The following is a 24761-nucleotide window of genomic DNA, read 5'->3' on the forward strand; positions in this document are numbered from 1 at the left end:
CTCTTTCCTGTTCATGCGGGTGACGCGAACCGACAAATTTCATAAAGCAATGAAGCCTATCGGGACAAATTGAAGACAATCGGTCAAATCAGAAAGCCGTCATCGCCTGCCGGATCCGCCGCCCTTTCTGCCGCATCGCCGGAGAACTCGTTCAGTCATGCCCACTTCCCCGCCCAGCAGCCCACCGAAATCCCCGCCCGTTCTCGGTCGTCTGCCGGCCGCCCGCATGGCGAATGTCGCGCCCTTTCTCGCGATGGACGTCTTGTCTGCCGCCAAGGTGATGGAACGGCGCGGCGAGAGCGTGATCCACATGGAGGTGGGTGAGCCGACTGCGGCCGCTCCGCGCCGGGTGCGGGAGGCGGCCCAGGTGGCGCTGGCAAGCGGCCGCATCGGCTATACGGAGGCCTTGGGGCTTCCGAGCCTGAGGGAAGCGATCGCACGCAATTACCGCGACCGTTACGGCCTGTCGGTCGGCCCGGAGCGCATTGCGGTGACGACCGGCTCCTCATCGGGCTTCGTGCTGACCTTTCTCGCGCTGTTCGAGCCGAGAGCCCGCGTCGCGATCGCCTCGCCGGGCTATCCGGCATATCGCAACATCCTGACGGCACTCGGGCTGGAGGCGGCGCCGGTGGCGGCCGGACCAGCCGAGGGCTGGGTCATGACGGCCGAGGCGATCCGCCGATGCCATGCGGAGGCGCCGCTCGCCGGCGTGCTCGCCATGAGCCCTGCCAACCCGACTGGCCGAATGATGGACCGCCATGCCCTCGGTGAGATCGCCGGCACTTGTCGCGAACTCGGCTTGTGGTTCATTTCCGACGAGATCTACCACGGCTTGCATTATGAGGCGGAGCCCGCGACGGCGCTCGCCTTCGATGACGATGCGGTGATCGTCAATTCCTTCTCCAAATATTACTGCATGACCGGTTGGCGCGTCGGTTGGCTGGTCGTGCCGGAACGCCTGGTGCGGCCCATCGAGCGGTTGGCGCAGAATCTCTTCATTTCGCCGCCTTACCTCAGTCAGATTGCGGCCGAAGCGTCTTTCGAGTCGACCGAGGAGCTCGAAGCGATCAAGGCCGGCTATGCCGCCAATCGGGCGCTCCTGATGGACGCGCTGCCGTCGCTCGGGCTCGATGCGATGGCGCCGCCGGACGGCGCCTTCTACGTCTATCTTGACGTGGCGCGCTTCACCAATGACTCCATGGACTTCTGCCGGCGTCTTCTTAGCGAGGCGGGGGTCGCCGCAACGCCGGGTCTCGACTTCGACCAGGAGGCGGGCAGCCGCTTCATGCGCCTTTCCTTTGCCGGGTCGCATGAGGACTGTGGCGAGGCGGTCCGTCGCCTACGGAGCTGGCTACCTTCGGCTTGAGCCCCGGCCGGTCGCCGGCAGGCGGCAGGCAAGGGGCTCCGCTTGATTGTGCACATGCGAAGAAGAGAGCATAGCTGTCCTTCACGTGGCGCGGATCTCGGGCAAAACCAATCTGTTATAAGGATGCGGCGCAAAGAGCGCCGTGCCGGCTTTGTCCGGCGTCCATCCAGCCGAAGTGCACGATGACTGCCCTCTCGTCCAATGCCGCGCCCAGTCCCCTGACGCATGCGGAAATCATATCGATCATCGTTGGCGTCATGCTGGCGATGTTTCTCGCCGCGCTCGACCAGACGATCGTCGCGACCGCCATGCCGACCATCGGCGACGATCTCGGCGATATCGCCCATCTGCCGTGGGTGGTGACCGCCTATCTGCTCGCGGCCACCGCGGTGACGCCGCTCTACGGCAAGCTGAGCGATATCCATGGGAGACGCGTCACGATGCTGGTGGGCATCGGTGTCTTCATGCTCGGTTCGCTCGCCTGCGCCTTGGCGCCGACGATGCTCCTGCTGGTGATCGGGCGGTTCATCCAGGGGCTTGGCGGCGGTGGGCTCATCTCGCTAGCGCAGACCATCATGGGCGACATCACCTCGCCCCGCGAACGCGCGCGCTACCAGTCGCTCATCGCCGTCGTCTTCGTATCGGCGAGCGTCATGGGGCCGCTGCTCGGTGGCTTCTTTGCCGAAAAGCTGCATTGGTCCTTGATCTTCTGGATCAATCTGCCCTTGGGCCTCGCGGCCTTCTTCATGACCTATAGGCTCCTGCGCAAGCTGCCGCGGCACGAGAGGCCGCATCGCATCGACGTGCTCGGCGGGCTGCTCATGCTGGCGGCGACCGTGTCGTTGATGCTGGCGCTGAACTGGGGCGGGTTGCGCTATCCTTGGATCTCACCGGAGATCATCGGCCTTCTGATCGTCTCCGCCGTGATGTGGGTTGCCTTCGTCCTTCGGCTGCGCACGGCGGTGGAACCGTTCCTGCCGCTCTCGCTCCTCGCCAATCAGGTCGTGCGCAACGGCACCCTGTGCTCGGGCCTCGGGATGGGGGCCTACATCGGCCTGACAATCTACCTGCCCGTCTATCTGCAGACGGTCTATGGCATGACGGCGAGCGAGACCGGCTTGATGCTCGTGCCGCTGATGGCGGGGACCGTCGTGGGCGCCACAGTATCGGGCAACCTGATGGCGAGGGTGCAGCACTACAAGCGTTTGCCGCTCTTCGGTCTTGCTATCTCGATCATCGGGCTCGTCGCGCTCGCAATCCATCCGGAGAGGATGTCGCTCACCAGCTTCGAAATCCTGCTCGGCCTCATCAGCATCGCGCTCGGCACCATGCTGCCGGTGGTTACGGTCTCCATCCAGAACGCAACGCCGCTTCACCAGCTCGGCACGTCGATGGCGATCATGAATTTCTGCCGTCAGCTTGGTGGAGCGTTGGCCGTTGCCGTGTTCGGGGCGATCGTGCTTGGTGCCTTCGCCCAGCGCGATGGCGTGGCTTCGCCGGAAATGATGGCGATCGGCTTTGTGGGAAGCGATATCGACTTCGCGCCGACATTCCGCTGGGTCTTCATTGCTGCCGCTGTGGCCCTGGCTGCAGCGCTCGCCGCCCTGATCGCCATGGAGGAGCGGCCTCTGCGTGCCACCGTCGACGAAATGCCGGTCGCCGCGGAGTAACAGCCAACTGCGATCGGCCTGCGCCTCGCGAGGTTCCGAAGGGGGAGGACGCTTCTCCAGATCTCGCGCCGGTTAGGATAGATGGTCGTTCCGGCCCGCCCGAAAAGGCAGGGCCTGCATATCCATCGTTGCGTGCGGCTATTCCGGAAAGATCTGACAGGCTTTGGATCCGCTCCCCGCGCTGAACGCGGTTGTCCCAATTCAGATTGAAGGGGCCTAAGCGGACCGGCAGCGGGTCTCTTGGGGTACGAGCGGAGCGCGCTCAGGCGCTCCGCTCGTTAGCTACATCAGCCGCCGGTAATCGTTGCCTTGGCGCGCGACCACCAGCCGGTGCGCTTCGGCCGATTGTCGACTTCCTGGGTTTGGGCGGGAGCCGGCGCTTCTTGCTGGCTCTCTGCAGCGGTTGCCTCTACTGGGGCTTCGGCCTCGCTCGGCGCCGCAGTTGATGCAGGCTCAGCAGACTCAGGCACCGCTTCGGCCATAGTCGGCTCCGGCTCCACATCAGGCGTCTCGGCCTCGCTCGTCTCCGCCCGCGTCTCGCCGACATCGGATCGGCTGCGCGCAGCCGACCGGCGCGGCGCCCTCGTCCGCGTCTTTTTCGCAGGCGCAGGCGCAGTTGCCGCGTCGTCGCCGGCCTGATCTGCGGCGGCTGGAGCCTCGGCGTCCGCAGCAACCTCCGGCTCGGCGGTTGCTTCGCTCGCCGCTGCTCGACTGCGAGTGGTCCGCCCGGTGCTCGCGCGGCGGCGGCGCGGTTTCTTCTCGCCCGGCTCGGCCGCAGCTTCAGGCGTCGCCTCCTCAAACTGCACCGCGGGTTCGACGGGCGCTTCGGCTGCAGGCTGGGACACTACCACCGTCTCGCCGCCCGCGACGGCCGCTTCGTCCATGGCCACTTCCTCCCTGGCCACTTCCTCCCTGGCCACACCTTCCCTGGCCACGTCCTCTCCGGCCTCGGATTGGTCGCCGTCCTCATGAGCGTCCATGCCGTGGGACTGACCGGCTTCCATCGGATGCTGGCCGTGGTCGCGTCCCTCGCCACGTCCGCCGCGCCGCCGCCGCCGCCGCCGGCGGCGCCGGCCGCCATCCTCGCCATTGGCCGCTTCCGTCTCGCCTTGGCGGGGGGCGGGGCTGGGCGCGTGGTCCGCCACCTCGCTCTCTTCCTCGTCCTCGACGCTTTCGGCTTCGTCCTCCGCCTCATCGGCCGGAATGACGGTGTCCACTTGAATGCCCGGAACCGGCTGCCGAATTTCCGGCTTGATCGCCGGTTCGCCGCGTTCCACGGCGAAATGCGTCGCGCCGATCAGGCTTTCGTCGGCCACGACCGTGATCAACACGCCGAAGCGGGTCTCCAGATCGCGCAGATGCCCCCGCTTCTGGTTGAGGATGTAGAGCGCGACCGCGGTCGGTGTCTTCACGGTGATATTGTGCGTTGCGCTCTTGAGAAGCGTCTCCTCGATCGAGCGCAGGATATGCAGCGCGACCGACGGAATGGCGCGGACGAAGCCCGAGCCGCCGCAGTGCGGGCAGGGGATCGATGAGCTCTCGAGAACGCCGGTGCGAATGCGCTGACGCGACATCTCCATCAGGCCGAAAGCCGAAATGCGGCCAACCTGGATGCGGGCACGGTCGTTCTTGAGGCAATCCTTCAGCTTCTTCTCGACGGCGCGGTTGTTGCGCTTCTCCTCCATGTCGATGAAGTCGATGACGATGAGCCCGGCGAGGTCGCGCAGCCTGAGCTGCCGGGAGATTTCCTCGGCCGCCTCGAGATTGGTCTTGAGGGCCGTGTCCTCGATATTGTGCTCGCGGGTCGAGCGGCCGGAGTTCACGTCGATGGAGACGAGCGCTTCCGTCGGGTTGATGACGATGTAGCCGCCCGATTTGAGCGTCACCTGATTGGAGAACATCGCATCGAGCTGCGCCTCGACGCCATGACGCACGAAGATTGGCAGGTTGTCGCGATAGGGCTGCACGGCCTTCGCATGGCTCGGCATGAGCATGCGCATGAAGTCCTTCGCCTCGCGATAGGCCTCCTCGCCGGCGACATGCACCTCGTCGATGTCCTTGTTGTAGAGGTCGCGGATCGCCCGCTTGATGAGCGACCCCTCCTCATAGACGAGCGCCGGCGCGGTCGATTTCAGCGTGAGTTCGCGCACGCTCTCCCACAGTCTCAGCAGATATTCGAAGTCGCGCTTGATCTCGGCCTTGGTGCGCGCGGCACCCGCCGTGCGCAGGATGACCCCCATGCCCTCCGGCACGTCGAGCTCCTGGGCCACTTCCTTCAGCCGCTTGCGGTCCGGCGCATTGGTGATCTTGCGGGAGATGCCGCCGCCGCGCGCCGTATTGGGCATCAGCACCGAATAGCGGCCGGCCAGCGAGAGGTAGGTGGTGAGCGCCGCGCCTTTGTTGCCGCGCTCTTCCTTGACCACCTGCACCAGGAGAACCTGGCGACGCTTGATGACTTCCTGGATCTTGTACTGGCGCCGGAGCGGACGCGAGCGCCGGTCGGGAAGCTCGTCGGCTGCATCGGCCGAACCGCCGACCTGCTCGACCGCATCTTCCTCACGTGCCTCGCCATCGTCGTGACCGTTGGCGTGGTTGTTGTCGTCGTGGCCGTTCTCGGAGGCGTTATCGCTTCCGTCCTCGTGCGTTGTTTCGCCTGCGTTCTCTTGAGGCGCCTCCTGACCTTCGACCGCTTCGTCCGATGTGGCTTCGGCGCTGACGGCTGGTCCGCCGCCACGCCGGCGTTCGCGACCACGGCCGCTGCGTCGCCGCGCCGCGCGCTCCTCATCACGCTCGGCATCGCGTTCGGCCTGAGCCTCTTCCTCGATCAGCGCCTGCCGGTCGGCGACGGGGATCTGGTAGTAGTCGGGATGGATTTCGTTGAAGGCCAGGAAGCCATGGCGGTTGCCGCCATATTCGACGAAGGCCGCCTGCAGCGACGGCTCGACGCGCGTGACCTTGGCGAGATAAATGTTCCCGCGCAGCTGCTTGCGGTTTGCCGATTCGAAATCGAATTCCTCAACCTTGTTTCCGCGAAGCACGACGACCCGGGTCTCTTCCGGATGCGCCGCATCGATGAGCATCTTGTTGGCCATTGTAAACTCTCGTGAGGGCGGCCCTTGGCTCGTGGGGCGAGGCGCCGCGCCTGTGCGGCGCACGGCCCGTCCGTCCCGCCGTAACGGCGGGATCATTGCCCAGGGGCACGCTGACGCGCCGGACCAAGCCGGCGCTATCGGGGGTGATGGGGGGGAGGAAAGAAAGGGCAGAAGGAGGGAAGCTGGCAGCGAGCTCCGACGCGTTTGCCGCGGCCGACACGACGCGAACGGCGGTCGGCAATGCATAGCGGCGTGCCCGGTCGGGTGAGCTGCCCATATCCTCCAATCCTAAGTCGCGGATCTCGAAATCACCGATCGTCGATGCTTCCGAGCGGTCGCGGCATTGCCGCGACCTTGACGATAACCGTTTCGAGGCGCCAAGGCCGGGTGCAGGCATCCCTGCATCCTCGGATTGGCGGCCGGCGCGATCGCCCGTCTACCGGACGGCACGCGCACCGAAACAGAGTCATGATTTCATTACAGATGCCTAGCGGCTCTTGGCAAGCGTCATCCACGAGGTTGTATGCGTGCAACGCTGTTTCCAAACCGGCCGCGAGGCTGAATGATTGGTTAACCATCGGTGGCGTATGCCTTACAGAGAATGTGCGGATCACGGTCGGTGGCGGCGCATGATTGCGCGATGGCAGACATGATCGGAAGCGGCGTGGGTACGAGGGCTGGAAGGCGAGGGGGACTTTCCGTGGTGCGGGCTTGGCTGGCGGCTCTGCTGCTGGCCTGCATCATCCAGCCTGCCGCCGCCGCGGGATCACCGCCGGCCAATGTGAGCTCGCCGATCGCCAATATGGTCCGGGCCACCGCGGTGTCGGTGGAAGCACGCAAGGATTTCGTCCGTCTCACCTTCGCTCTCACCGGCCCGGTCGAGGCCAAGGCCTTTCTCCTCGAAAGGCCGGATCGCGCCATTATCGATCTGCCGGAGGTGAATTTCCAGCTGCCGAAGACCGCCGGCAGCAGCGATCTCGGCAAGGGCGGCTTCATCGGTTCCTTCCGATTCGGTCTATTCGCCCCCGAGCGCTCGCGCATCGTCATCGACCTCAAGGAGCCGGCGCTCGTCAAGCGGGTCGAGACCATCACGACAGCCGAAGGCGCGGCCCTCATCATCGAGCTGAACCGAACGAGCCGGGCGACCTATCACACCGCAGCCCTTCGCCCGATGATCGATACGGGCGACGGCGGCCTGTCGGATCCGGGCCTCGGCCACGCGCTGGATGCCGCCAAGAGCGTGGCGGCTGCGGCCAAGAAGGACGCATTGCCGGTCATCGTCATTGACCCCGGCCACGGTGGCATCGATCCCGGTGCGCAGGGCCGGGACGGGGTGATGGAAAAGGATGTGGTCTTCGCCTTTGCGCAGCAGATGCGCGAGCAGCTCGAGGCGACCGGCCGTTATCGGGTTCTCCTGACGCGCACGTCCGACACGTTCATTTCGCTCGGTGCACGCACCCGCATCGCGCGGGAAGCCGATGCTGCTCTCTTCATCTCGATCCACGCGGATACGCTCGGCGGCGGGGGAAGGGTTCGCGGCGCGACGGTCTATACCGGTTCGGAATTCGCCACCGACGCGGAGGCTGCCCGCCTCGCCGACAAAGAAAACCTGGCCGACCAGATCGCAGGCGTCGAGGCGGCCGAGGATCCCGAGGAGATCGTGGGAATTCTGACCGATCTCACCAAGCGCGAAACTCGCACCTTCTCCAACTCCTTCGCGGGAACGATCATCGACAGCTTCAAGGGCAGGGTGCTTCTGAACAAAAATCCGCATCGTTCCGCTGGCTTCCGCGTCCTTAAAGCCCCCGACGTGCCTTCCGTCCTGGTCGAGCTGGGCTATCTCTCGAGCGCCAAGGACGCGGCACTTTTGACGTCCGACGACTGGCAAAAGAAGACGGCTGGTGCCCTGGTGGAGGCGGTCGGCCGCTATTTCGCCCGGCGCACGCCGTCCGAACGCGCCGGAGGTGTCGCCTTTTCTCCATAGTCTTCGGTCAAATGGATTCGCAGGCCTCGGCCTGCTGGCATGAGGCTCCTTCTCCATGCTAAAAAAACGTAGGTTGAGAATTGGGGGACGGCAATCACGGCGCAGTCGATGATCCCGATCGCGGATCGATCCTTTGCGCCGCTTTGGACCAATAGGTATGAGATTAATCCTGCGCTTCATCGGTTTTGCGTTTACTGCCGGCGCAATCCTCTTCCTCATTGGCGCGAGCGTCGCGGGCTACGTTGTCTATCGTTACTCGCAGGGGTTGCCGGAGTATAAGCAGCTCGCGACTTACGAGCCTATGGTCACCACCCGCGTGCACGCGGGCGACGGTAGCCTGCTGGCCGAATATTCACGCGAGCGGCGCCTCTATCTTCCCATCCAGGCGATCCCGAAGCTCGTGGTCGCCGCCTTCCTCTCGGCCGAAGACAAGAATTTTTATAAGCACGGCGGCGTCGATCCCGAGGGTATCGTGCGCGCCGCGGTCAATAATTTTCGCTCGAATGGTCGTCGCCAGCAGGGCGCCTCCACCATTACGCAGCAGGTGGCCAAGAACTTCCTGCTCACCAACGAGCAGACCTACGAGCGCAAGATCAAGGAGCTGATCCTCGCGGTCCGCATGGAGTCGGTGTACTCCAAGGACAAGATCCTCGAGCTCTACCTCAACGAGATCTATCTCGGGCTCGGGAATTATGGCGTCGCGGCCGCCGCGCTCAATTATTTCGGCAAGTCCATCAACGAGCTGACGCTGTCGGAGGCGGCTTATCTCGCAGCCCTTCCGAAGGCGCCCAACAATTATAATCCATTCCGGCAGCAGCATGCGGCCATCGATCGCCGCAATTGGGTCATCGATCGCATGGTCGAGAACGGCTACGTCAGCCGGGCCGATGGCGAGAGGGCGAAGGCCGAGTCGTTGGGCGTGAGCGTACGCTCCTTGCCGGAAAGCTCGGCTCTGGCGGGCTACTTCGCCGAGGAAGTGCGGCGCGAGATCGCCGAGCGCTATGGCGAGAAGGAACTTTACGAAGGTGGATTGTCGGTCCGCACCACCCTCGATCCCAAGATGCAGGCGATGGCGCGCAAGGCCATGGCCGACGGTCTTGTCCGCTATGACGAGTCCCACGGCTGGCGAGGTGCTCAGCAGCAGCTCGACTTGAAGACTGGCGAATGGGGCGCGTTACTCGCTCAGGTCAAGGCTCTCGACGACGTTCAGCCTTGGCGTCTGGCGGTCGTTCTGGATGCTGACGCGCGCGAAGCCACGATCGGACTTCAGCCCGAGCGGGAGCCGTCGGGCGCAGTCAGCAGCGAACGGGAGACCGGGGTTATCGGGACTGACGGCATCCGCTGGACCCGTCGCGCACGCGTCAATCAGGCTCTGTCGCCCGGCGACGTCATCTATGTCGAGCCGATGGAGGGCAAGTCCAAGCAATTCCGGCTGCGGCAGATCCCGGAAGTCAGCGGCGGCATTGTCGCCATGGATCCCAATACGGGCCGCGTCTTTGCCATGGTCGGTGGCTTCTCCTTCGACCAGAGCGAGTTCAATCGTGCGACGCAGGCCCTGCGCCAGCCGGGTTCCGCATTCAAGCCGATCGTTTATGGGACGGCGCTCGACAACGGCTATACGCCGTCGAGCATCATTGTCGACGGGCCGTTCGAGCTCGACCAGGGGCCGGGGCTCGGCGTCTGGCGTCCGGAGAACTACGACAAGAAATACGCCGGCCCGCGTACTCTGCGCTACGGCGTCGAGCATTCGAAGAATTTGATGACCGTGCGGCTCGCCCACGACATCGGCATGCCGCTCGTCGCCGAATATGCGAAGCGCTTCGGCGTCTACGACGACCTACCGCAACTCCTCTCGATGGCGCTCGGGGCGGGGGAGACGACGGTCCTGCGCATGACGACCGCCTATTCCATGTTCGTCAATGGCGGCAAGCGCATCAAGCCGACGCTGATCGACCGCATTCAGGACAGATGGGGTCACACCATCTATCGCCACGACGAGCGGCAGTGCATCGGTTGCACTGCCAAGAACTGGGAGGACCAGCCCGAGCCGACGCTCGTGGACAAGCGCGAGCAGGTTCTCGATCCGCTGACCGCCTACCAGGTCGTGTCGATCCTTGAGGGCGTGGTCCAGCGTGGCACCGGAACCGTGGTCAAGAGCGTCGGCAAGCCTCTCGCGGGCAAGACGGGCACGAGCAACGATTCCAAGGACGTCTGGTTCGTCGGCTTCTCGCCGGATCTCGCCGTTGGTGTCTTCATCGGCTACGACAAGCCGCGCTCGCTCGGCGGGCGGACCACCGCGGCTGTGCTTGCGGCGCCGATCTTCCGTGACTTCATGGCCATGGCGCTCAAGGACAAGCCGGCGACGCCATTCCGCGTGCCGCCGGGCATCAAGCTCATCCAGGTCGACGCGCGCACGGGCATGCGCAGCTCCGGCGGGGGTAAGGGAACAATTCTGGAGGCCTTCAAGCCGGGAACCGCGCCGCCGGACGGCTATGCCGTTGCAGGGGCGGGCGAGACCGGAGCCCTGCCGGGCGGAGGCGCCGGGCAGGCCGCGGTCGGAGGCGGAACGGGCGGCCTGTACTGACCGGGTTTACACGATCAGGCGCGATGACTATGGATGGCGTCCGCCATCCCGCGCTTGTCGGCGCGCCCTACCAACACCCATGTAAGAGCCATGCGAGCCGAGATCCAATCTCTCGTCGATGCCACCAAGCAGTCCGTGGGACTGCTGAGGAGGCATCTTTGACTGGGACGTCGCCACGAAACGCCTCGAGGAGCTGAACGCCCTCGCAGAAGATCCGAACCTCTGGAACGACGGTGAAGCCGCGCAGAAAGTCATGCGTGAGCGCACCGAACTGGAGGAGCGCCTGTCGGCCATCACCCGCATAGAGCGGGGGCTCGACGATGCCGCGACTTTGATCGAACTCGGCGAGGCCGAGGGCGATCAGGATTCGGTCGTCGAGGGCGAGAACAGCATCCGCGAGCTCCACGCCGAGGCGGCGCGGCGGCAGGTGGAGACGCTTCTGTCGGGCGAAGCCGACCAGAACGACACCTATATCGAAATCCACTCCGGTGCCGGCGGAACCGAAAGCCAGGACTGGGCGCAGATGCTCATGCGCATGTATGCGCGCTGGGGCGAGCGCAAGGGCTATAAGGTGGAGGTCGTCGAGGAGACCGACGGCGAAGAGGCCGGCATCAAGTCGGCCACGCTCGTCATCAAGGGCCACAACGCCTATGGCTGGTTGAAGACCGAATCGGGCGTGCACCGTCTGGTACGCATCTCGCCGTTCGATTCCAACGCCCGCCGCCACACGAGTTTCGCCTCCGCCTGGGTTTACCCGGTGATCGACGATCGCATCGAGATCGACATCAAGGAGTCGGATTGCCGGATCGACACCTATCGTTCGTCAGGAGCGGGCGGCCAGCATGTCAACACGACCGACTCGGCGGTGCGCATCACGCATATCCCGACCGGAATCGTTGCCGCATGTCAGAGTGAACGCTCCCAGCACAAGAACCGGGCAACGGCCTGGAACATGTTGCGAGCCCGGCTCTATGAGCTCGAACTGAAGAAGCGGGAAGAACAAGCCTCGGCCGAGGAGGCGACGAAGAGCGACATCGGCTGGGGCCATCAGATCCGCTCCTATGTCCTCCAGCCGTATCAGCTCGTGAAGGATCTGCGGACCGGGATGACATCGTCCGCGCCATCGGATGTCCTTGACGGCGAGCTCGACCCCTTCATCGAGGCCGCGCTCGCGGCCCGCATCTACGGCAATGCCGATAAGGTCGTGGAAGACGTCGATTGAGCGGTCTTTCGAGCGGGAAGCCGTTCCCCCTCGAATAACGCCAGCTTGTCGGCGGCACGCAGGAAGCGGGTGGGATCGACCGCCTCCCCGGATATGCGGGTCTCGTAATGCAGATGCGGCCCGGTCGAGCGCCCGGTGGTGCCGACCCGGCCGATTTGCGTGTCGACCGTAACCACGGTTCCCGGCCGAACGTCGATCTCCGACAAATGGGCATAGCGCGTGACGACGCCGTTGCCGTGGTCCACCTCGACCATCTTGCCATAGCCGCCGGTGACGTCGGCGACCGTCACGCGGCCCGCGCCTGTCGGATAGACGGCCGTGCCTTCCGGGAGGCCGAAGTCGATGCCGGGGTGCAGCGCCGGGGCGCGGGTGAAGGGATCGACCCGCACACCGAAACCGCTGGTGATCGCGGAATCGGAGGCAGGGCGCCGGAGCGGTAGGACATCGACGGTCCGGCGGAGCCGGTCGAGGGCGGTGAGGTCGAGCTGGGTGGCGAGGGCAGTGCGCGTGAATAGGTCGTCGCCGGCGCCTTTCACCGGGATATAGGGCCCACCCTGATTGGCACGCGAGGCGGCCGTGATCGTATCGGGATTGAGGCCGACCTCGGCGACGACCTCACGAAGACGGGCAGTCTGGCGGCGCACGATGCTGCTCAGCGCCTTCAAAGTCTCGACGTGGTGGGTCGCCATGGCGTTCACGAAACGGTCGGCCCGCAACAGGTTTTCACTGAGCGAGTATGTGCCGGGGGTAAAGCTCGTCGGCAAAGGCGGTGCGCCGAGATCTGTATTGGACGGTGTCGGTGGCGTGGAAATGCTGACGCCGCTCGCCGGCCGATCGGGGGGAGGCGCAAAGATGTTGACGCCGGTGCCCGCGCTCGCTTCGACAGCGGCACTGCCGGACAGCTGTGCCTGCCGGACGAGCGAGTCGACGACCGCTTGGCGGTCCTCGAGCTGCACCTGGCGCTTGAGAAGATCCATCATGCGCCGGTCGTAGATCTCCTGATCGACGACCTGCCGGCCGGTCACCGTATCGAGGCGGGCGCGAAAATCGCGCAGGCGGTCCTCGTAGCTGTGGCGCAGCGCCGCCTGGTGCTGGATAAGGCGGCCGACGACCTCATCCCGGAAGACGAAGGCCCAGGTCGCAACAGCGGCCCACAACACGGCGACGACGAAAACGGCGGCGAAGAGCAGGGCAACAGGGCGACCGACGGTGAGAGCCTCGCGCCGCAGCGGATCGGCCAAGGCGCCCCACGATCCGCGCGGCTCGGCCCGTCCAAACTCACCATGCGCCACCATTCCGAATCACCCCACAGTACCACTGGGATGATTACTGACAGCGCTCGGTTAAATGGGCGTAAATGGTTGCAATATCAGGGTTGTGCAACCTATTCTATTGCGTGGATCGGCCGCGCATCTCCCATTCAGAGGGCCTCAGCGGCGGCCAAGACTTCTTCGGGGTGGCCGGTAACCCTGACGCGTCGCCAGATCCGGGCGATGCTCCCGTCCCGGTCGATCAGGACCGTGGCGCGTTCAATGCCCATGTATTTGTGTCCGAACATCTGCTTCTGGACCCACAGGCCATAAGCGTCGATTGTCGCTCTGGATGGATCGGACGCCAGTGTTAAATCGAGCTTGTACTTGGCCTTGAACCGGTCGTGACTTGCGATGTCGTCGGCGGAGAGGCCGATCACTTCTGTCTCGGCGCTCGCGAAGGCTTCCTTTAGCCTGTTGAATCCGATCGCCTCACGCGTACAGCTGCTCGTGTCGTCCTTGGGGTAAAAATACAAAACAACCTTCCTGCCCCTAAGCGCGTGAAGCGATATGCGTCCGCCGCCACTTGCCGGCAGGTCGAAATCGGGTGCTTTACCGCCGCTGCTGACTTGCATATGCCTTCCTTTTGTCGGAATGACGTTGTTCTAGAAGCCGAGAATGCGGGCGAACGTCTTGTGTTCAGCCGCCGCCTTCGAATCGGCCGTTTCAATCCTCGAAGACCGATTTGGAATAATCCATTCCTCTGGCCTTGCCGAGATGGCCTCCCCGGACCGTTAGGGGCTAAGCCGTGGCAGATCAAATCGGCAACCGAGGCGACATGGCCGAGATCGACGTCATGCGGCCTTTGCCCCCGGTCGCGCCGGCAACGACGCCGGTATCCTGTTGACGAAATCACCGGCCATGCGCCGGTGGAAGACACCCCTCTGCTATTCTTCTCGCCTGTTCGGAGCGAATCGAATGCTTGAGCGAAACCATCGGCGGTTGAAGGCAGCAGGCGCATTGAGGCCGGCACCAGAACACCGATCCGATATGGTTTCGATTCCGATGACGTCGCCGCGTCACTCATGACGCGACAGAGCTCCGCTGGACGATATGGCTACCGTTCGTAGACTGAGACAAAGACGCCGGATCGCGAGAAGAGCGGCCAAAAGGCCGCTGTGCCTCACGCGTCGCGTCGCGGCCTGTGCGGGGTTGGCGGTGCTCTTGGCGGTCGCGATCGTCGCACTGCGCTTTGCGCTCGGACCGATTCCCATCGCCGGCGCCGACCGGACGATCGCCGCCGAGCTCGCGACACGGCTCGGCCCGGGATGGTCAGTGAAGGTCGCCGATACGGCCATCGAATATACCCGTCACGGACCGACGCTGCGTCTCGACAATGTCGATCTGCGCAATCCGCGCGGCCTGAGCGTGCTGAGGGCGCAGACCGCCTCGATCGCCGTATCGCCTTGGGGGTTGCTGCGGGGGCAGATGTCGCCGCGTTCCGTCGAGTTCAGCGGGCTCGACCTGCGGCTCTTCGTTGCCCGCGACGGCGGTTTGACCATGTCGGCGGGGGAAGCCGATCCGCCGGAAGTCGAGGCAAAGGCCCTTGCTCCGTCTTCCGTCCCGACAGCCGAGCCTCCCGCGGACTCCAGTGATGCAGCGAGGAAGCAGAGTCTGCCGCTCGCGGTGGCGGCGGTCTCTTTCATCGACCTCGTCTCGGGAAGCGAGACTTTCGCCGGCGCACTCGAGCGGGTGCGCCTGTCCGGCGCCCGCCTGACGCTGATCGACGAAACGAAGCGGCAGAGGATCCGCTTTGACGACGTTTCCTTCCATGTGGAGCGGCCGCGCTCCGGCGAGCTGCATTTCGGTTTCGGGCTGAAGGGGCGGCACGGGCCGTGGCAGGTGTCCGGTACGGTTCTCGGTGGGACGACCGGAACGGACCGCAAGGTGTCGATGAGCGTCGACGACGTTCCCGTCTCGGATCTTCTGGCGCTCGGCGGTTTCAGAGCGCCCGTGGTAACCACCGACATGCCCCTCTCGGGGAAACTGGAGCTCGCCATTGCGCCGGACGATTCCCTCCGTGCTCTCGACGCGACCCTGCGTGGCGGACGCGGCATTCTCGCCATGGACGATCCCGATCAGCCGCCAATCGCCGTCGACGATCTCGCCTTGCATTCCAGCTGGGATGCGGCCGCCGGCGAATTGGTGATCTCGTCAGCGGAGTTCCACGCGGGCGATACGCATCTGGCGCTGGCCGGACGTGTCTCGCCTGCGCAAGACGGGCATTCCTGGCGCATGGCGCTCACTGGGCGTGATGCCCAGATCGAAAGCCTGGACGGGGGAGCGCCCGTGGCGATCGATGATCTGTCGCTGACCCTCACGGGCGCTGCCGGCGGCGGCGTCATCGTCGAGAAGGCGCAGATCGCCGGCCCGGAATACGCCATGGCCCTGTCCGGCTCCTTCGGCACGGCGTCGGATGATGGCGGCCTGACGATCAAACTCGCCGTCGAGCCTTCGGCCGTGCGTCGGGTCCTGCGCTTCTGGCCCGCTTTCGTCGCCTCCGACGTACGCAAATATCTCATCGAAAACATGCCGGCTGGTAAGGTCGATCATCTGACGCTGGCGACACGGCTTTCGTCCGAGGCTTTGGATGCGGCGCGGCACAAGAAGCCCATTCCCGACGAGGCCGTGAGCCTGGATTTCGGCATATCGGGCGGCACGCTACGGCCGGCACCGGGATTGCCGCCGTTGACCCAAATTTCGGCCACCGGACGCGTTACCGGCCGCACGGCACTCATCCATGCCTCGCAAGCCAGCATCGCCTTGCAGGGTCGCGCCCTGACGCTCACGGATGGCGTTTTTAAGGCCGCCGACCTTGCCCCGCCTGTTACGGCACAGATCGGTTTTCACTTGAACGGTCCCGCGGATGCATTGGTGGCGCTGCTCAAGAGCGACGTCATCCGCGAGACGGTGCCGATCGATTTCGATCCCGCCAAAGTGCGCGGGCAAGCGGACATCGACATCGCTCTGACGCTGCCGCTGGTGAACACATTGAGCCCGGCGGATGTGCAAGCGACCGCGAGCGGCAATCTCACCAATCTCACCATCGAGAATATTCGCGGCAAGGACCGGCTCGAAGGCGCCAATCTCGCACTTGCGGTCGACCAGACGACGCTCAGCTTGAAGGGCAATGGACAGATCGCCGGGGTTCCCGCGTCGATCGACGTGAATCAGGTGCTGCGCTCGCATGCGGGCGAGGCCACCATCGCCTTCGTCCTCGACGAGGCTGCCCGCCTGCGCAAGGGCATCGATCTCGGATCGAAGCTGAAGGGGCCGGTCGGGGTGACGATCAAGACGGGCCTGGCCGGCGATGCGCCGACCGCCGTCGATGTCGACCTGACCCGGGCCAGCATCGACAACCTCCTGCCCGGGTGGCGCAAGAGTGCCGGCCGGTCCGCGCGTCTTGCCTTCACGCTTCTCGACAACGACGGCTACGAATTGCGTGATGTCGCCCTCGATGGGGCCGTGACTGCCAAGGGCAATGTCAAGCTCACGGCGGACGGAGCCCTGCGTGAGGCGAGCTTCTCGCAGTTCAAGCTGTCGCCGGGGGATGACCTGAAGCTCGACGTATCGCGCAACCGCAGCGCCTATCGCGTTGTCGTCAGGGGCAACCTGCTTGACGCGCGGCCTTTCCTGCAGGTCATTTCGGGCGATACCGATTCCGGTTCGTCCTTCGACTTCGACCTCGATCTCGCGGTCAATATTCTCGCAGGCTACAATGACGAGGCGATCGCAAATGCGGGGTTGAAGCTCGGGCGCCGCGGCAAAGCCATCCGCGACTTCTCGCTGAGCGGAAAGCTCGGCAGCGCGTCGGTGTCGGCGCGGCTTGGCGGAAGCGGGGCACAGCAGCAGATCTTCGCCGAAACCGCCAATGCCGGATCGGCCCTACGGTTCCTCGACCTCTACAAGCGCATGGTCGGCGGGCATCTCCAGCTCAGCCTGTCGGCGAGCGCGAATGACAACCAGGACGGGGTCCTCACGATCCGGGACTTCAGCCTGCGCAACGAGCAGGGGCTGCAGCGCATCATCGCCCAATCGCCGAACCAGGGGAATGCGCCGGCGCTTGATGCCTCCGACATTCGCTTTACCAAGCTCAAGGTCGATTTCACGCGCCTGCCCGGGCGAATCAATGTGCGCGAGGGCGTCGTCTGGGGGCCGACCGTCGGCGTCAGCCTGGAAGGCCATCTCGATACGACGAGCGACCGGCTGGACCTCTCCGGCACCTATGTCCCGGCCTATGCGCTCAACAATATTTTCAGCCAACTGCCGATCGTCGGCCTGATCCTCGGCGGTGGGCAGTATGAGGGCCTCTTCGCGGTCAATTTTCGCGTGACGGGGCCGGCTGCCGCTCCCGTCATGTCGATCAATCCGCTATCGGCGATCGCCCCTGGCATCTTCCGGAAGTTCTTCGATCTCGGCCGGGCCGATAGCGGGCAGACGAATGCCATCCCGCTCCGGCCGGAGCGCTGAGGCACTCGGCTGGGGCTCAATCTCTCTTTGGGGAAGTGTGACCTTGCCCAGGCCCTTAGAGTGGACGCAGGAGGACGTGTTTCTTGCGGCCGAGCGACAGCTTGATGGTGCCGTCCGCGGTGAGGTCGGCCGATGTCAGCAGGGCGCGTTCGTCAGTCACGGTGTTGTCGTTGACCTTCAGACCGCCGCCCTTGATCTGGCGTCGTGCCTCGCTGGTGGAGGCGACGAGCCCGGCGGTGACGAAGGCCGAGAGGGCGCCGAGGCCGTCCGCGAGCGCAGCCCTATCGATTGCAACGCTCGGCAGGGTGTCCGCCAGGGTTCCTTCCTCGAAGGTCTTGCGCGCCGTTTCGGCTGCCTCTTCGGCGGCGGCGCGGCCATGGAGGAGGGCCGTCGCCTCGAAGGCGAGCACCTTCTTCGCCTCGTTGATCTCGCTGCCCTGAAGTGCGGCGAGGCGCGCGATCTCATCGAGCGGTAGTTCGGTGAAGAGCTTCAGGAAACGGCCGACATCGCCGTCTTCCGTGTTGCGCCAAAACTGCCAGTAATCATAGGGGCTCAGCCGATCGGCATTGAGCCAGATGGCGCCGGCAGCCGTCTTTCCCATCTTGGCGCCGGAGGCGGTCGTGATCAGCGGACTCGTCAGCGCGAAAAGCTCGACATCGGCCATGCGGCGCCCGAGATCGATGCCGTTGACGATATTGCCCCATTGGTCGGAGCCGCCCATCTGCAGCACGCAGCCGTGGCGCTTGTAGAGCTCCACGAAGTCATAGGCCTGCAGGATCATGTAGTTGAATTCGAGGAAGGACAGCGACTGCTCGCGGTCGAGCCTCAGCTTCACCGATTCGAAGCTAAGCATGCGGTTGACCGAGAAATGGCGTCCGACATCGCGCAGGAAGTCGATATATTTGAGCTCGTTCAGCCAGTCGGCATTATTCGCCATCATGGCGTCGGTCGAGCCGTCGCCAAAGGCGAGGTAATTGGTGAAGACGCGGCGGATGCCGGCAAGATTGGTGGCGATCTGCTCGTCCGTGAGAAGGCTGCGCGCCTCGTCCTTGAAGGATGGATCGCCGATGCGGGTCGTACCGCCGCCCATGAGCGCGATCGGCTTGCCGCCGGTCTTCTGCAGCCAGCGCAGCATCATGATCTGCACGAGCGAGCCGACGTGAAGGCTGGTCGCGGTCGCGTCGAAGCCGATATAGCCGACGAGCTCGCCGGTGCGCGCCTTGGCGTCGAGCGCCTCGAGGTTCGAGCACTGATGGATGAAGCCCCGCTCCGTCAGGACGCGAAGGAAGTCGGATGTTGGCGCGGTCATGGCGTGCAAATCTTGGGTTGCGGCTTTTCTCTCCCCGGTTCCGGGGAGAGGGACGTGTACGACAATTGGATGCCGAAGGGGAGAGATTCTCTTGGCCCAAGATCAGCACGATTCGGGCATAGTAGACGCTAGCGATCATCCCTCAGCATTTCGGGCCGAGCGATCCAGACCCAAAATTCCCGCACGCCTTGCGTGTCGTCACGTATGAAATCTCGGGCGGAATCACGTTCCAATTTCAAGCGCGCCATGACCGCTTGGGATGGCAGATTGCGGCGATCCGTGCAGGCCAGAACTTCTCGAAGACCGGCCCTGGTGAAGACGTCATGGAGCGATGCTCTGGCCGCCTCCGTCGCATAGCCCTTTCCCCAGGCCGTTCGCACGAGCCGCCACCCGATCTCCACATGCGCTCCCAGAGGTTCACCATCGGCGGGCCAAGCCATGACGCCGACGCTGCCGATGAAATCTCCCTGACATGTTGTTACGGCCCAGCGGCAAAAGCCCTGTGTGCGGAAGCAGTCCAAGTAGGTATCGACTCGGTCGTCGCTCTCCTCGCGATCGAGCGGACCGCCCAAATAGCGCATTACCTCGGGATCGGCGTTCAAGGCCGCGAAAGCATTCCGATCGGCCTCTCGCCATAAGCGCAATTGGAGCCGGGCCGTATCGATGGTGACACAGGGGTACAAAGGCATCCAAGCAGACTGCCACCACATCCGAGCAGATCCAGGGAGGCGATGCAGCGGAAGTCGCCTATAGCGCAATCGCTACGCGGCGTTTTCCTGGACGCTGCCGAGACGCTTGTCGAGATAGCCGTCGACTGTCCCCATCAGTTCCTCGAGCTTGCCCTCGAAGAAGTGGTTGGCGCCGTCGATCACCGCGTGCTCGATCTGAATGCCCTTTTGCGTCTTCACCTTCTCGATGACGCTGATCACCTCGCGCAGCGGGGCGACGCGATCCTGCGACCCGTGCACGAAAAGCCCGGAGGAAGGGCAGGGCGCGAGGAAGGTGAAGTCGTAGCGGTTGGCCATCGCGGCGATCGACAGGAAGCCTTCGATCTCCGGCCGGCGCATCAGGAGCTGCATGCCGATCCAGGCGCCGAAGGACACGCCGGCGATCCAGCAGGTGCGTGCTTCCGGATTGACCGACTGGGCCCAGTCGAGCGCCGCGGCCGCATCCGACAATTCGCCCTGGCCATGGTCGAAGGAGCCCTGGCTGCGGCCGACGCCGCGGAAATTGAACCGCAGGACCGAGAAGCCCCTGTTCACGAAGGTGTAATAGAGGCCATACACGATCTGGTTGTTCATCGTGCCGCCGAACTGCGGATGCGGGTGGAGCACGATCGCGATCGGTGCACCCTTTTCCTTGGCCGGGTGATAACGGCCTTCGATCCGGCCCGCTGGTCCGGTGAAAATAACTTCAGGCATTGATCCGCCACCATTGCCGTGTTGATGCGCCGGCTGCCGCCAAGACGTATGCGCAAACGTCCCTTGACTTAGCTTGCTGCAGCGCCATAAATCACGGTTAGAATTATTCTAAGGCCTATCAGGACGTGTAGATGAGTTGCTGTGCAACCCGATCTACCCCGAAGGCCACGCGCTCATGAGCCGCGTATGTAGCACAGCAAGGGGGGCCAAAGGCAAGACTTCCGTGAAGTGGTGCCTTTTCCCCAGGAAACAAGCATGACGTCGGGTCGAGTTTATCTGGACTACAATGCCACGGCCCCCCTTCGTCCGGAGGTGGTGGAGGCGATGGTCCATGCGCTGACCGACGCCGGCAATGCCTCCTCCGTACACAGGGAAGGACGGGCCGCACGGGCGGCGGTCGAGCGGGCCCGCGCGCAAGTTGCAGCGCTCGTCGGCGCCGGGGCCGCCAAGGTGGTTTTCACGAGCGGTGGCACCGAAGCCAATGTGACGGCGCTCTCGCCGCATCTGCGTGTCCGCAGCCTCCGTGGATCCGATGCTGCGCCGGTCCATCCCTATTTCGTCGGGGCAACGGAGCATCCGAGCGTACTCGCTGGCGGACGTCTGCTGGCAGACGCCCTCAGAATCGTGCCCGTCGACCCGAACGGCATCGTCAGGCTCGCGTGGCTGGCGGACCAATTGGCGCAGCTCGCCGACCGGGCGCCTGCCGCCCGGCCCTTTGTCTCGGTGCAGATGGCCAATAACGAGACGGGGGCCTTGCAACCGATTCCCGAGCTGGCGCGGCTGGTGCACGACGCCGGCGGCATCCTCCATGTCGATGCGGTGCAGGCGGCGGGCAAGCTGCCGATCGACTTTTCGACGCTCGGTGCGGACCTCATGAGCCTGTCGGCGCACAAGTTCGGCGGCCCGCAAGGGGCTGGCGCGCTGCTGGTGAGCCCGGGTATCGATTTGGGCGAGGCGCTGTTGCGCGGTGGGGGCCAGGAGGAGGGCCATCGCGCCGGCACCGAAAATTTTGCGGCCATCGTCGGTTTTGGTGTCGCGGCAGAGATCGCATTCACCGAACTCGATGATTATATGAGACGTGTCGCAGGCCTGCGGGACCGCCTCGAGCGGACCGTCCGGCAGGTGCGGCCCGAACTCGTGGTCTTCGCGGAGCAGGTGGTGCGGCTCGCCAATACCTCCGCTTTCGCGATGCCTGGGTTGAAGGCCGAGACGCTGGTCATGGCACTCGATTTGGCCGGCATGGCGGTATCGTCGGGCTCGGCCTGTTCGTCGGGCAAGGTCCGGCCCTCGCATGTGCTGGCGGCGATGGGTGTGGAGCCGGCGCTGGCGCAGGGCGCGATCCGTGTCAGCCTCGGCTGGGCTTCCCGGGAGGCCGATGTCGATGCTTTCGTCGCGGCCTTCGACAAGGTTACGAGCAGCCTTATCGCCCGGCGGGAAGGCTCGAAAGCAGCGTAACGGCCTTGCGTGGCAACGCGCCCGTTGCGCGGCAAGGTTCGATTGTACCCCATGATCCGGTCGCGATCGTTTCGGACCATGGCTTATAGGCAACCCGCGGCCCTTGAAGCCGTGACAGGAGTTGAGCGATGCCTGCAGTGCAGGAAACCGTCGAGCGCGTGAAGGCGATCGACGTCGATCAGTACAAATACGGCTTCGAGACCACGGTCGAGATGGACAAGGCCCCGAAGGGCCTGAACGAGGACATCGTTCGCCTCATCTCGGCCAAGAAGGGCGAGCCGGAATGGATGACCGAGTGGCGGCTCAAGGCTTTTCGGCATTGGATCACCATGCGCGAGCCCACCTGGGCGCGCGTGCATTATCCGCCGATCGCCTTCCAGGAACTGCATTATTACGCCGCGCCCAAGAAGAACGCGGCGCCGAAATCGCTCGACGAGGTCGATCCGGAAATTCTGAAGACCTATGAGAAGCTCGGCATTCCGCTACGCGAGCGGGAGATCCTGGCCGGTGTCGAGGGTGCGGGTGCACGGGTGGCCGTGGACGCGGTGTTCGATTCCGTGTCGGTCGTCACGACCTTCAAGAAGGAGCTCCAGAAGGCCGGCGTCATCTTCTGCTCGATCTCCGAGGCGATCCGCGAGCATCCCGAGCTCGTGCGGAAATATCTCGGCTCGGTCGTGCCGATGGGCGACAATTTCTACGCCGCCCTGAACTCCGCGGTCTTCACCGACGGGTCCTTCGTCTATGTGCCGGAGGGCGTGCGCTGCCCGATGGAGCTGTCGACCTATTTCCGCATCAACGAGCGCAACACCGGCCAGTTCGAGCGCACGCTCATCATCGCCGACAAGGGCTCCTATGTGAGCTATCTCGAAGGCTGCACGGCGCCGGCGCGCGACGAGAACCAGCTCCATGCGGCGGTCGTCGAGCTCATCGCCCTCGACGATGCCGAGATCAAATATTCGACCGTGCAGAACTGGTATCCGGGCGATGCCCAGGGCCAGGGCGGCGTCTACAATTTCGTGACGAAGCGCGGCGACTGCCGCGGCGACAATTCCAAGATTTCCTGGACGCAGGTCGAGACCGGCTCGGCGATCACCTGGAAATATCCGTCCTGCCTCCTGCGCGGCAACAATTCGCGCGGCGAGTTCTATTCGATCGCCATCTCGAACGGCTATCAGCAAGTCGATTCCGGCACCAAGATGGTCCATCTCGGCCGCAATACGACGAGCAAGATCATCTCGAAGGGCATCGCGGCGGGGCGTTCCGACAATACCTATCGCGGCCTCGTGTCGGCGCATCGACGGGCGTCCGGCGCGCGCAATTTCACGAATTGCGACTCGCTCCTCATCGGCGACAAATGCGGGGCGCATACGGTGCCCTACATCGAGTCGAAGAATGCGAGCGCCGTCTTCGAGCACGAGGCGACCACCTCGAAGATCTCCGACGATCAGATGTTCTACTGCATGCAGCGCGGGCTCTCGGACGAGGAGGCGATCGCCCTGATCGTCAACGGCTTCGTGAAGGACGTGTTGCAGCAGCTGCCGATGGAATTCGCCGTCGAGGCGCAGAAGCTCATTTCGATCTCGCTGGAGGGGAGCGTGGGATGAGTGCGACGAAGCCCGTGATCAATCTGGCGGACGTGCCGCTGCATGAGATTGCCCAGGGCGAGGCCTTTGCGGCCAAGGTCGGCCGGATCGGGCCGGCGATCGGCTCGCCGATGCTCGGCTGCATGCTGCATGTGGTGCCGCCGGGCAAGCGGGCCTTCCCATTCCATGCCCATTCGGTGGCGCACGAGCTCTTCCTCGTTCTCTCGGGGACGGGGGAGTATCGCTTCGGGGCGGAGACCTATCCGGTGCGTGCCGGAGACGTGCTGGCCGCACCGGCCGGCGGGAGCGAGGTCGCTCACCAGATCATCAACACGGGCAGCGAGGATCTTCGCTATCTCGGCTTCTCGACCCATACGGGAACCGAGGTGGTGGAATATCCGGACTCGAACAAATTCGCGATGTTCGCAGGCTCGCCCGACGGCAGCCCCATGACCGCACGCATCGCCTATGTCGGCCGTGTCGCCAATTCCCTCGACTACTGGGAAGGCGAAGGCGCCTCATCAAAGGACGAGAATACCAATGCTTGAGATCAAGAACCTCGTCGTCGAGATCGAGGACAAGCGCATCCTCAACGGCCTCGACCTGACGATCAAGGACGGTGAAATCGCCGCGATCATGGGCCCCAATGGCTCGGGCAAGTCGACGCTGTCCTATGTCATCGCCGGCAAGGAGGACTACACGGTTCTCGACGGCGAGATACTGCTCAACGGCGAGAACCTCCTGGAGCTCGAGCCGGCGGAGCGCGCGGCCAAGGGCATCTTTCTCGCCTTCCAATATCCCCTGGAGATCCCGGGCGTTGCGACGATGACCTTCTTGAAGTCGGTGCTCAATGCCCAGCGCAGGGCACGCGGCGAAGAGGAGCTGACCACGCCCGACTTCATGCGGCGTGTGAAGAAGGCGGCCGAAACGCTTCAGATCGACCAGGAGATGCTGAAGCGCGCGCTGAACGTCGGCTTCTCGGGTGGTGAGAAGAAGCGCATGGAGATTCTCCAGATGGCGCTGATCGAGCCCGGCTTCTGCATCCTCGACGAGACCGATTCGGGCCTCGACATCGATGCGCTCAGGATCGTCGCCGAAGGCGTCAATGCGCTGAGGAGCGACAACCGCTCCTTCCTGGTCATCACCCATTACCAGCGCCTGCTCAATTATATCGTGCCGGACACCGTGCATGTGATGTCGAAGGGCAGGGTGGTGCGGTCGGGCGGCAAGGAGCTCGCGCTCGAGCTCGAAGCCAACGGCTATGCCGACTACCGCCATTTGGCGGCGTGAGGACA

16 protein-coding genes are annotated in these 24761 nt (G+C 64.3%); 10 read left to right on the top strand and 6 right to left on the bottom strand.

Annotated features, from left to right (window positions below):
• The first annotated feature begins 157 nt into the window (after positions 1-157).
• Positions 158-1366: a pyridoxal phosphate-dependent aminotransferase gene (locus ACFQU1_RS23940; RefSeq protein WP_378137507.1), complete on the top strand. Its 1209-nt coding sequence runs from the start codon at positions 158-160 to the stop codon at positions 1364-1366.
• Between the two features lie 182 nt (positions 1367-1548).
• Entirely contained in the window at positions 1549-3036 is a 1488-nt protein-coding gene (locus ACFQU1_RS23945) for an MDR family MFS transporter (protein WP_378137509.1), read from the top strand.
• Between the two features lie 287 nt (positions 3037-3323).
• Here ACFQU1_RS23945 and ACFQU1_RS23950 read toward each other — a convergent pair whose 3' ends face one another.
• Positions 3324-6128, bottom strand: a complete 2805-nt coding sequence (locus ACFQU1_RS23950; RefSeq protein ID WP_378137511.1) for an Rne/Rng family ribonuclease — start codon at positions 6126-6128, stop codon at positions 3324-3326.
• 640 nt (positions 6129-6768) lie between these two features.
• Here ACFQU1_RS23950 and ACFQU1_RS23955 point away from each other — a divergent pair.
• The 3 genes from ACFQU1_RS23955 (at position 6769) to prfB (ending at position 11918) form a co-directional block, all read left to right on the top strand.
• On the top strand, positions 6769-8112 hold the full coding sequence (locus ACFQU1_RS23955; RefSeq protein ID WP_378137513.1) for an N-acetylmuramoyl-L-alanine amidase: 1344 nt from the start codon (positions 6769-6771) through the stop codon (positions 8110-8112).
• A 157-nt stretch (positions 8113-8269) separates the two neighbouring features.
• A complete protein-coding gene (locus ACFQU1_RS23960) occupies positions 8270-10696 on the top strand; it encodes a penicillin-binding protein 1A (protein ID WP_378137515.1) in 2427 nt (808 codons plus the stop codon).
• 90 nt (positions 10697-10786) lie between these two features.
• Positions 10787-11918, top strand: a protein-coding gene (prfB, locus tag ACFQU1_RS23965) for a peptide chain release factor 2 (RefSeq protein ID WP_378137517.1) whose coding sequence is annotated in 2 segments (ribosomal slippage) — positions 10787-10855 and positions 10857-11918 — 1131 coding nt in all. Because the reading frame shifts where the segments join, the coding sequence is not laid out codon by codon here.
• On the opposite strand, the gene ACFQU1_RS23970 is transcribed toward prfB, so the two are convergent.
• Both ACFQU1_RS23970 and ACFQU1_RS23975 read right to left on the bottom strand, forming a co-directional pair.
• Positions 11879-13213 carry a peptidoglycan DD-metalloendopeptidase family protein gene (locus ACFQU1_RS23970; protein WP_378137519.1) on the bottom strand — a complete coding sequence of 445 codons (1335 nt, stop codon included), beginning with the start codon at positions 13211-13213 and terminating at the stop codon, positions 11879-11881. The genes prfB and ACFQU1_RS23970 overlap by 40 nt on opposite strands.
• A gap of 125 nt (positions 13214-13338) precedes the next feature.
• Entirely contained in the window at positions 13339-13803 is a 465-nt protein-coding gene (locus tag ACFQU1_RS23975) for a peroxiredoxin (protein WP_378137521.1), read from the bottom strand.
• 583 nt (positions 13804-14386) lie between these two features.
• Between ACFQU1_RS23975 and ACFQU1_RS23980 the strand changes: the two genes are divergently transcribed.
• Positions 14387-17698 (top strand): DUF3971 domain-containing protein, encoded by a 3312-nt coding sequence (locus ACFQU1_RS23980; protein ID WP_378137523.1) that lies wholly within the window; start codon positions 14387-14389, stop codon positions 17696-17698.
• 55 nt (positions 17699-17753) lie between these two features.
• Here the strand turns inward: ACFQU1_RS23980 and tyrS are convergent, their stop codons facing one another.
• From tyrS to ACFQU1_RS23995, 3 genes are all read right to left on the bottom strand, one after another.
• Positions 17754-19007: a tyrosine--tRNA ligase gene (gene tyrS / locus ACFQU1_RS23985; RefSeq protein WP_378137525.1), complete on the bottom strand. Its 1254-nt coding sequence runs from the start codon at positions 19005-19007 to the stop codon at positions 17754-17756.
• Positions 19008-19135: 128 nt separating this feature from the next.
• The gene (locus ACFQU1_RS23990) at positions 19136-19717 is read right to left on the bottom strand and encodes a GNAT family N-acetyltransferase (protein ID WP_378137527.1); all 582 of its coding nucleotides are present in this window, start codon (positions 19715-19717) and stop codon (positions 19136-19138) included.
• 51 nt (positions 19718-19768) lie between these two features.
• Entirely contained in the window at positions 19769-20428 is a 660-nt protein-coding gene (locus ACFQU1_RS23995) for an alpha/beta hydrolase (protein ID WP_378137529.1), read from the bottom strand.
• Positions 20429-20683: 255 nt separating this feature from the next.
• Between ACFQU1_RS23995 and ACFQU1_RS24000 the strand changes: the two genes are divergently transcribed.
• The 4 genes from ACFQU1_RS24000 (at position 20684) to sufC (ending at position 24756) form a co-directional block, all read left to right on the top strand.
• The gene (locus ACFQU1_RS24000) at positions 20684-21883 is read left to right on the top strand and encodes a cysteine desulfurase family protein (protein ID WP_378137531.1); all 1200 of its coding nucleotides are present in this window, start codon (positions 20684-20686) and stop codon (positions 21881-21883) included.
• A gap of 128 nt (positions 21884-22011) precedes the next feature.
• Positions 22012-23487, top strand: a complete 1476-nt coding sequence (gene sufB, locus ACFQU1_RS24005) for a Fe-S cluster assembly protein SufB (RefSeq protein ID WP_378137533.1) — start codon at positions 22012-22014, stop codon at positions 23485-23487.
• Positions 23484-24014, top strand: coding sequence for a cupin domain-containing protein (locus ACFQU1_RS24010; RefSeq protein ID WP_378137535.1), 531 nt, complete (start codon positions 23484-23486; stop codon positions 24012-24014). Before sufB ends, ACFQU1_RS24010 begins: the two co-directional genes overlap by 4 nt.
• Positions 24007-24756: a Fe-S cluster assembly ATPase SufC gene (gene sufC, locus ACFQU1_RS24015; RefSeq protein WP_378137537.1), complete on the top strand. Its 750-nt coding sequence runs from the start codon at positions 24007-24009 to the stop codon at positions 24754-24756. The genes ACFQU1_RS24010 and sufC overlap by 8 nt, the downstream gene beginning before the upstream one ends.
• The last annotated feature ends 5 nt before the right edge of the window (positions 24757-24761 follow it).

The organism is Chelatococcus sp. GCM10030263 (genome assembly GCF_042666455.1).
GTDB lineage: Bacteria > Pseudomonadota > Alphaproteobacteria > Rhizobiales > Beijerinckiaceae > Chelatococcus.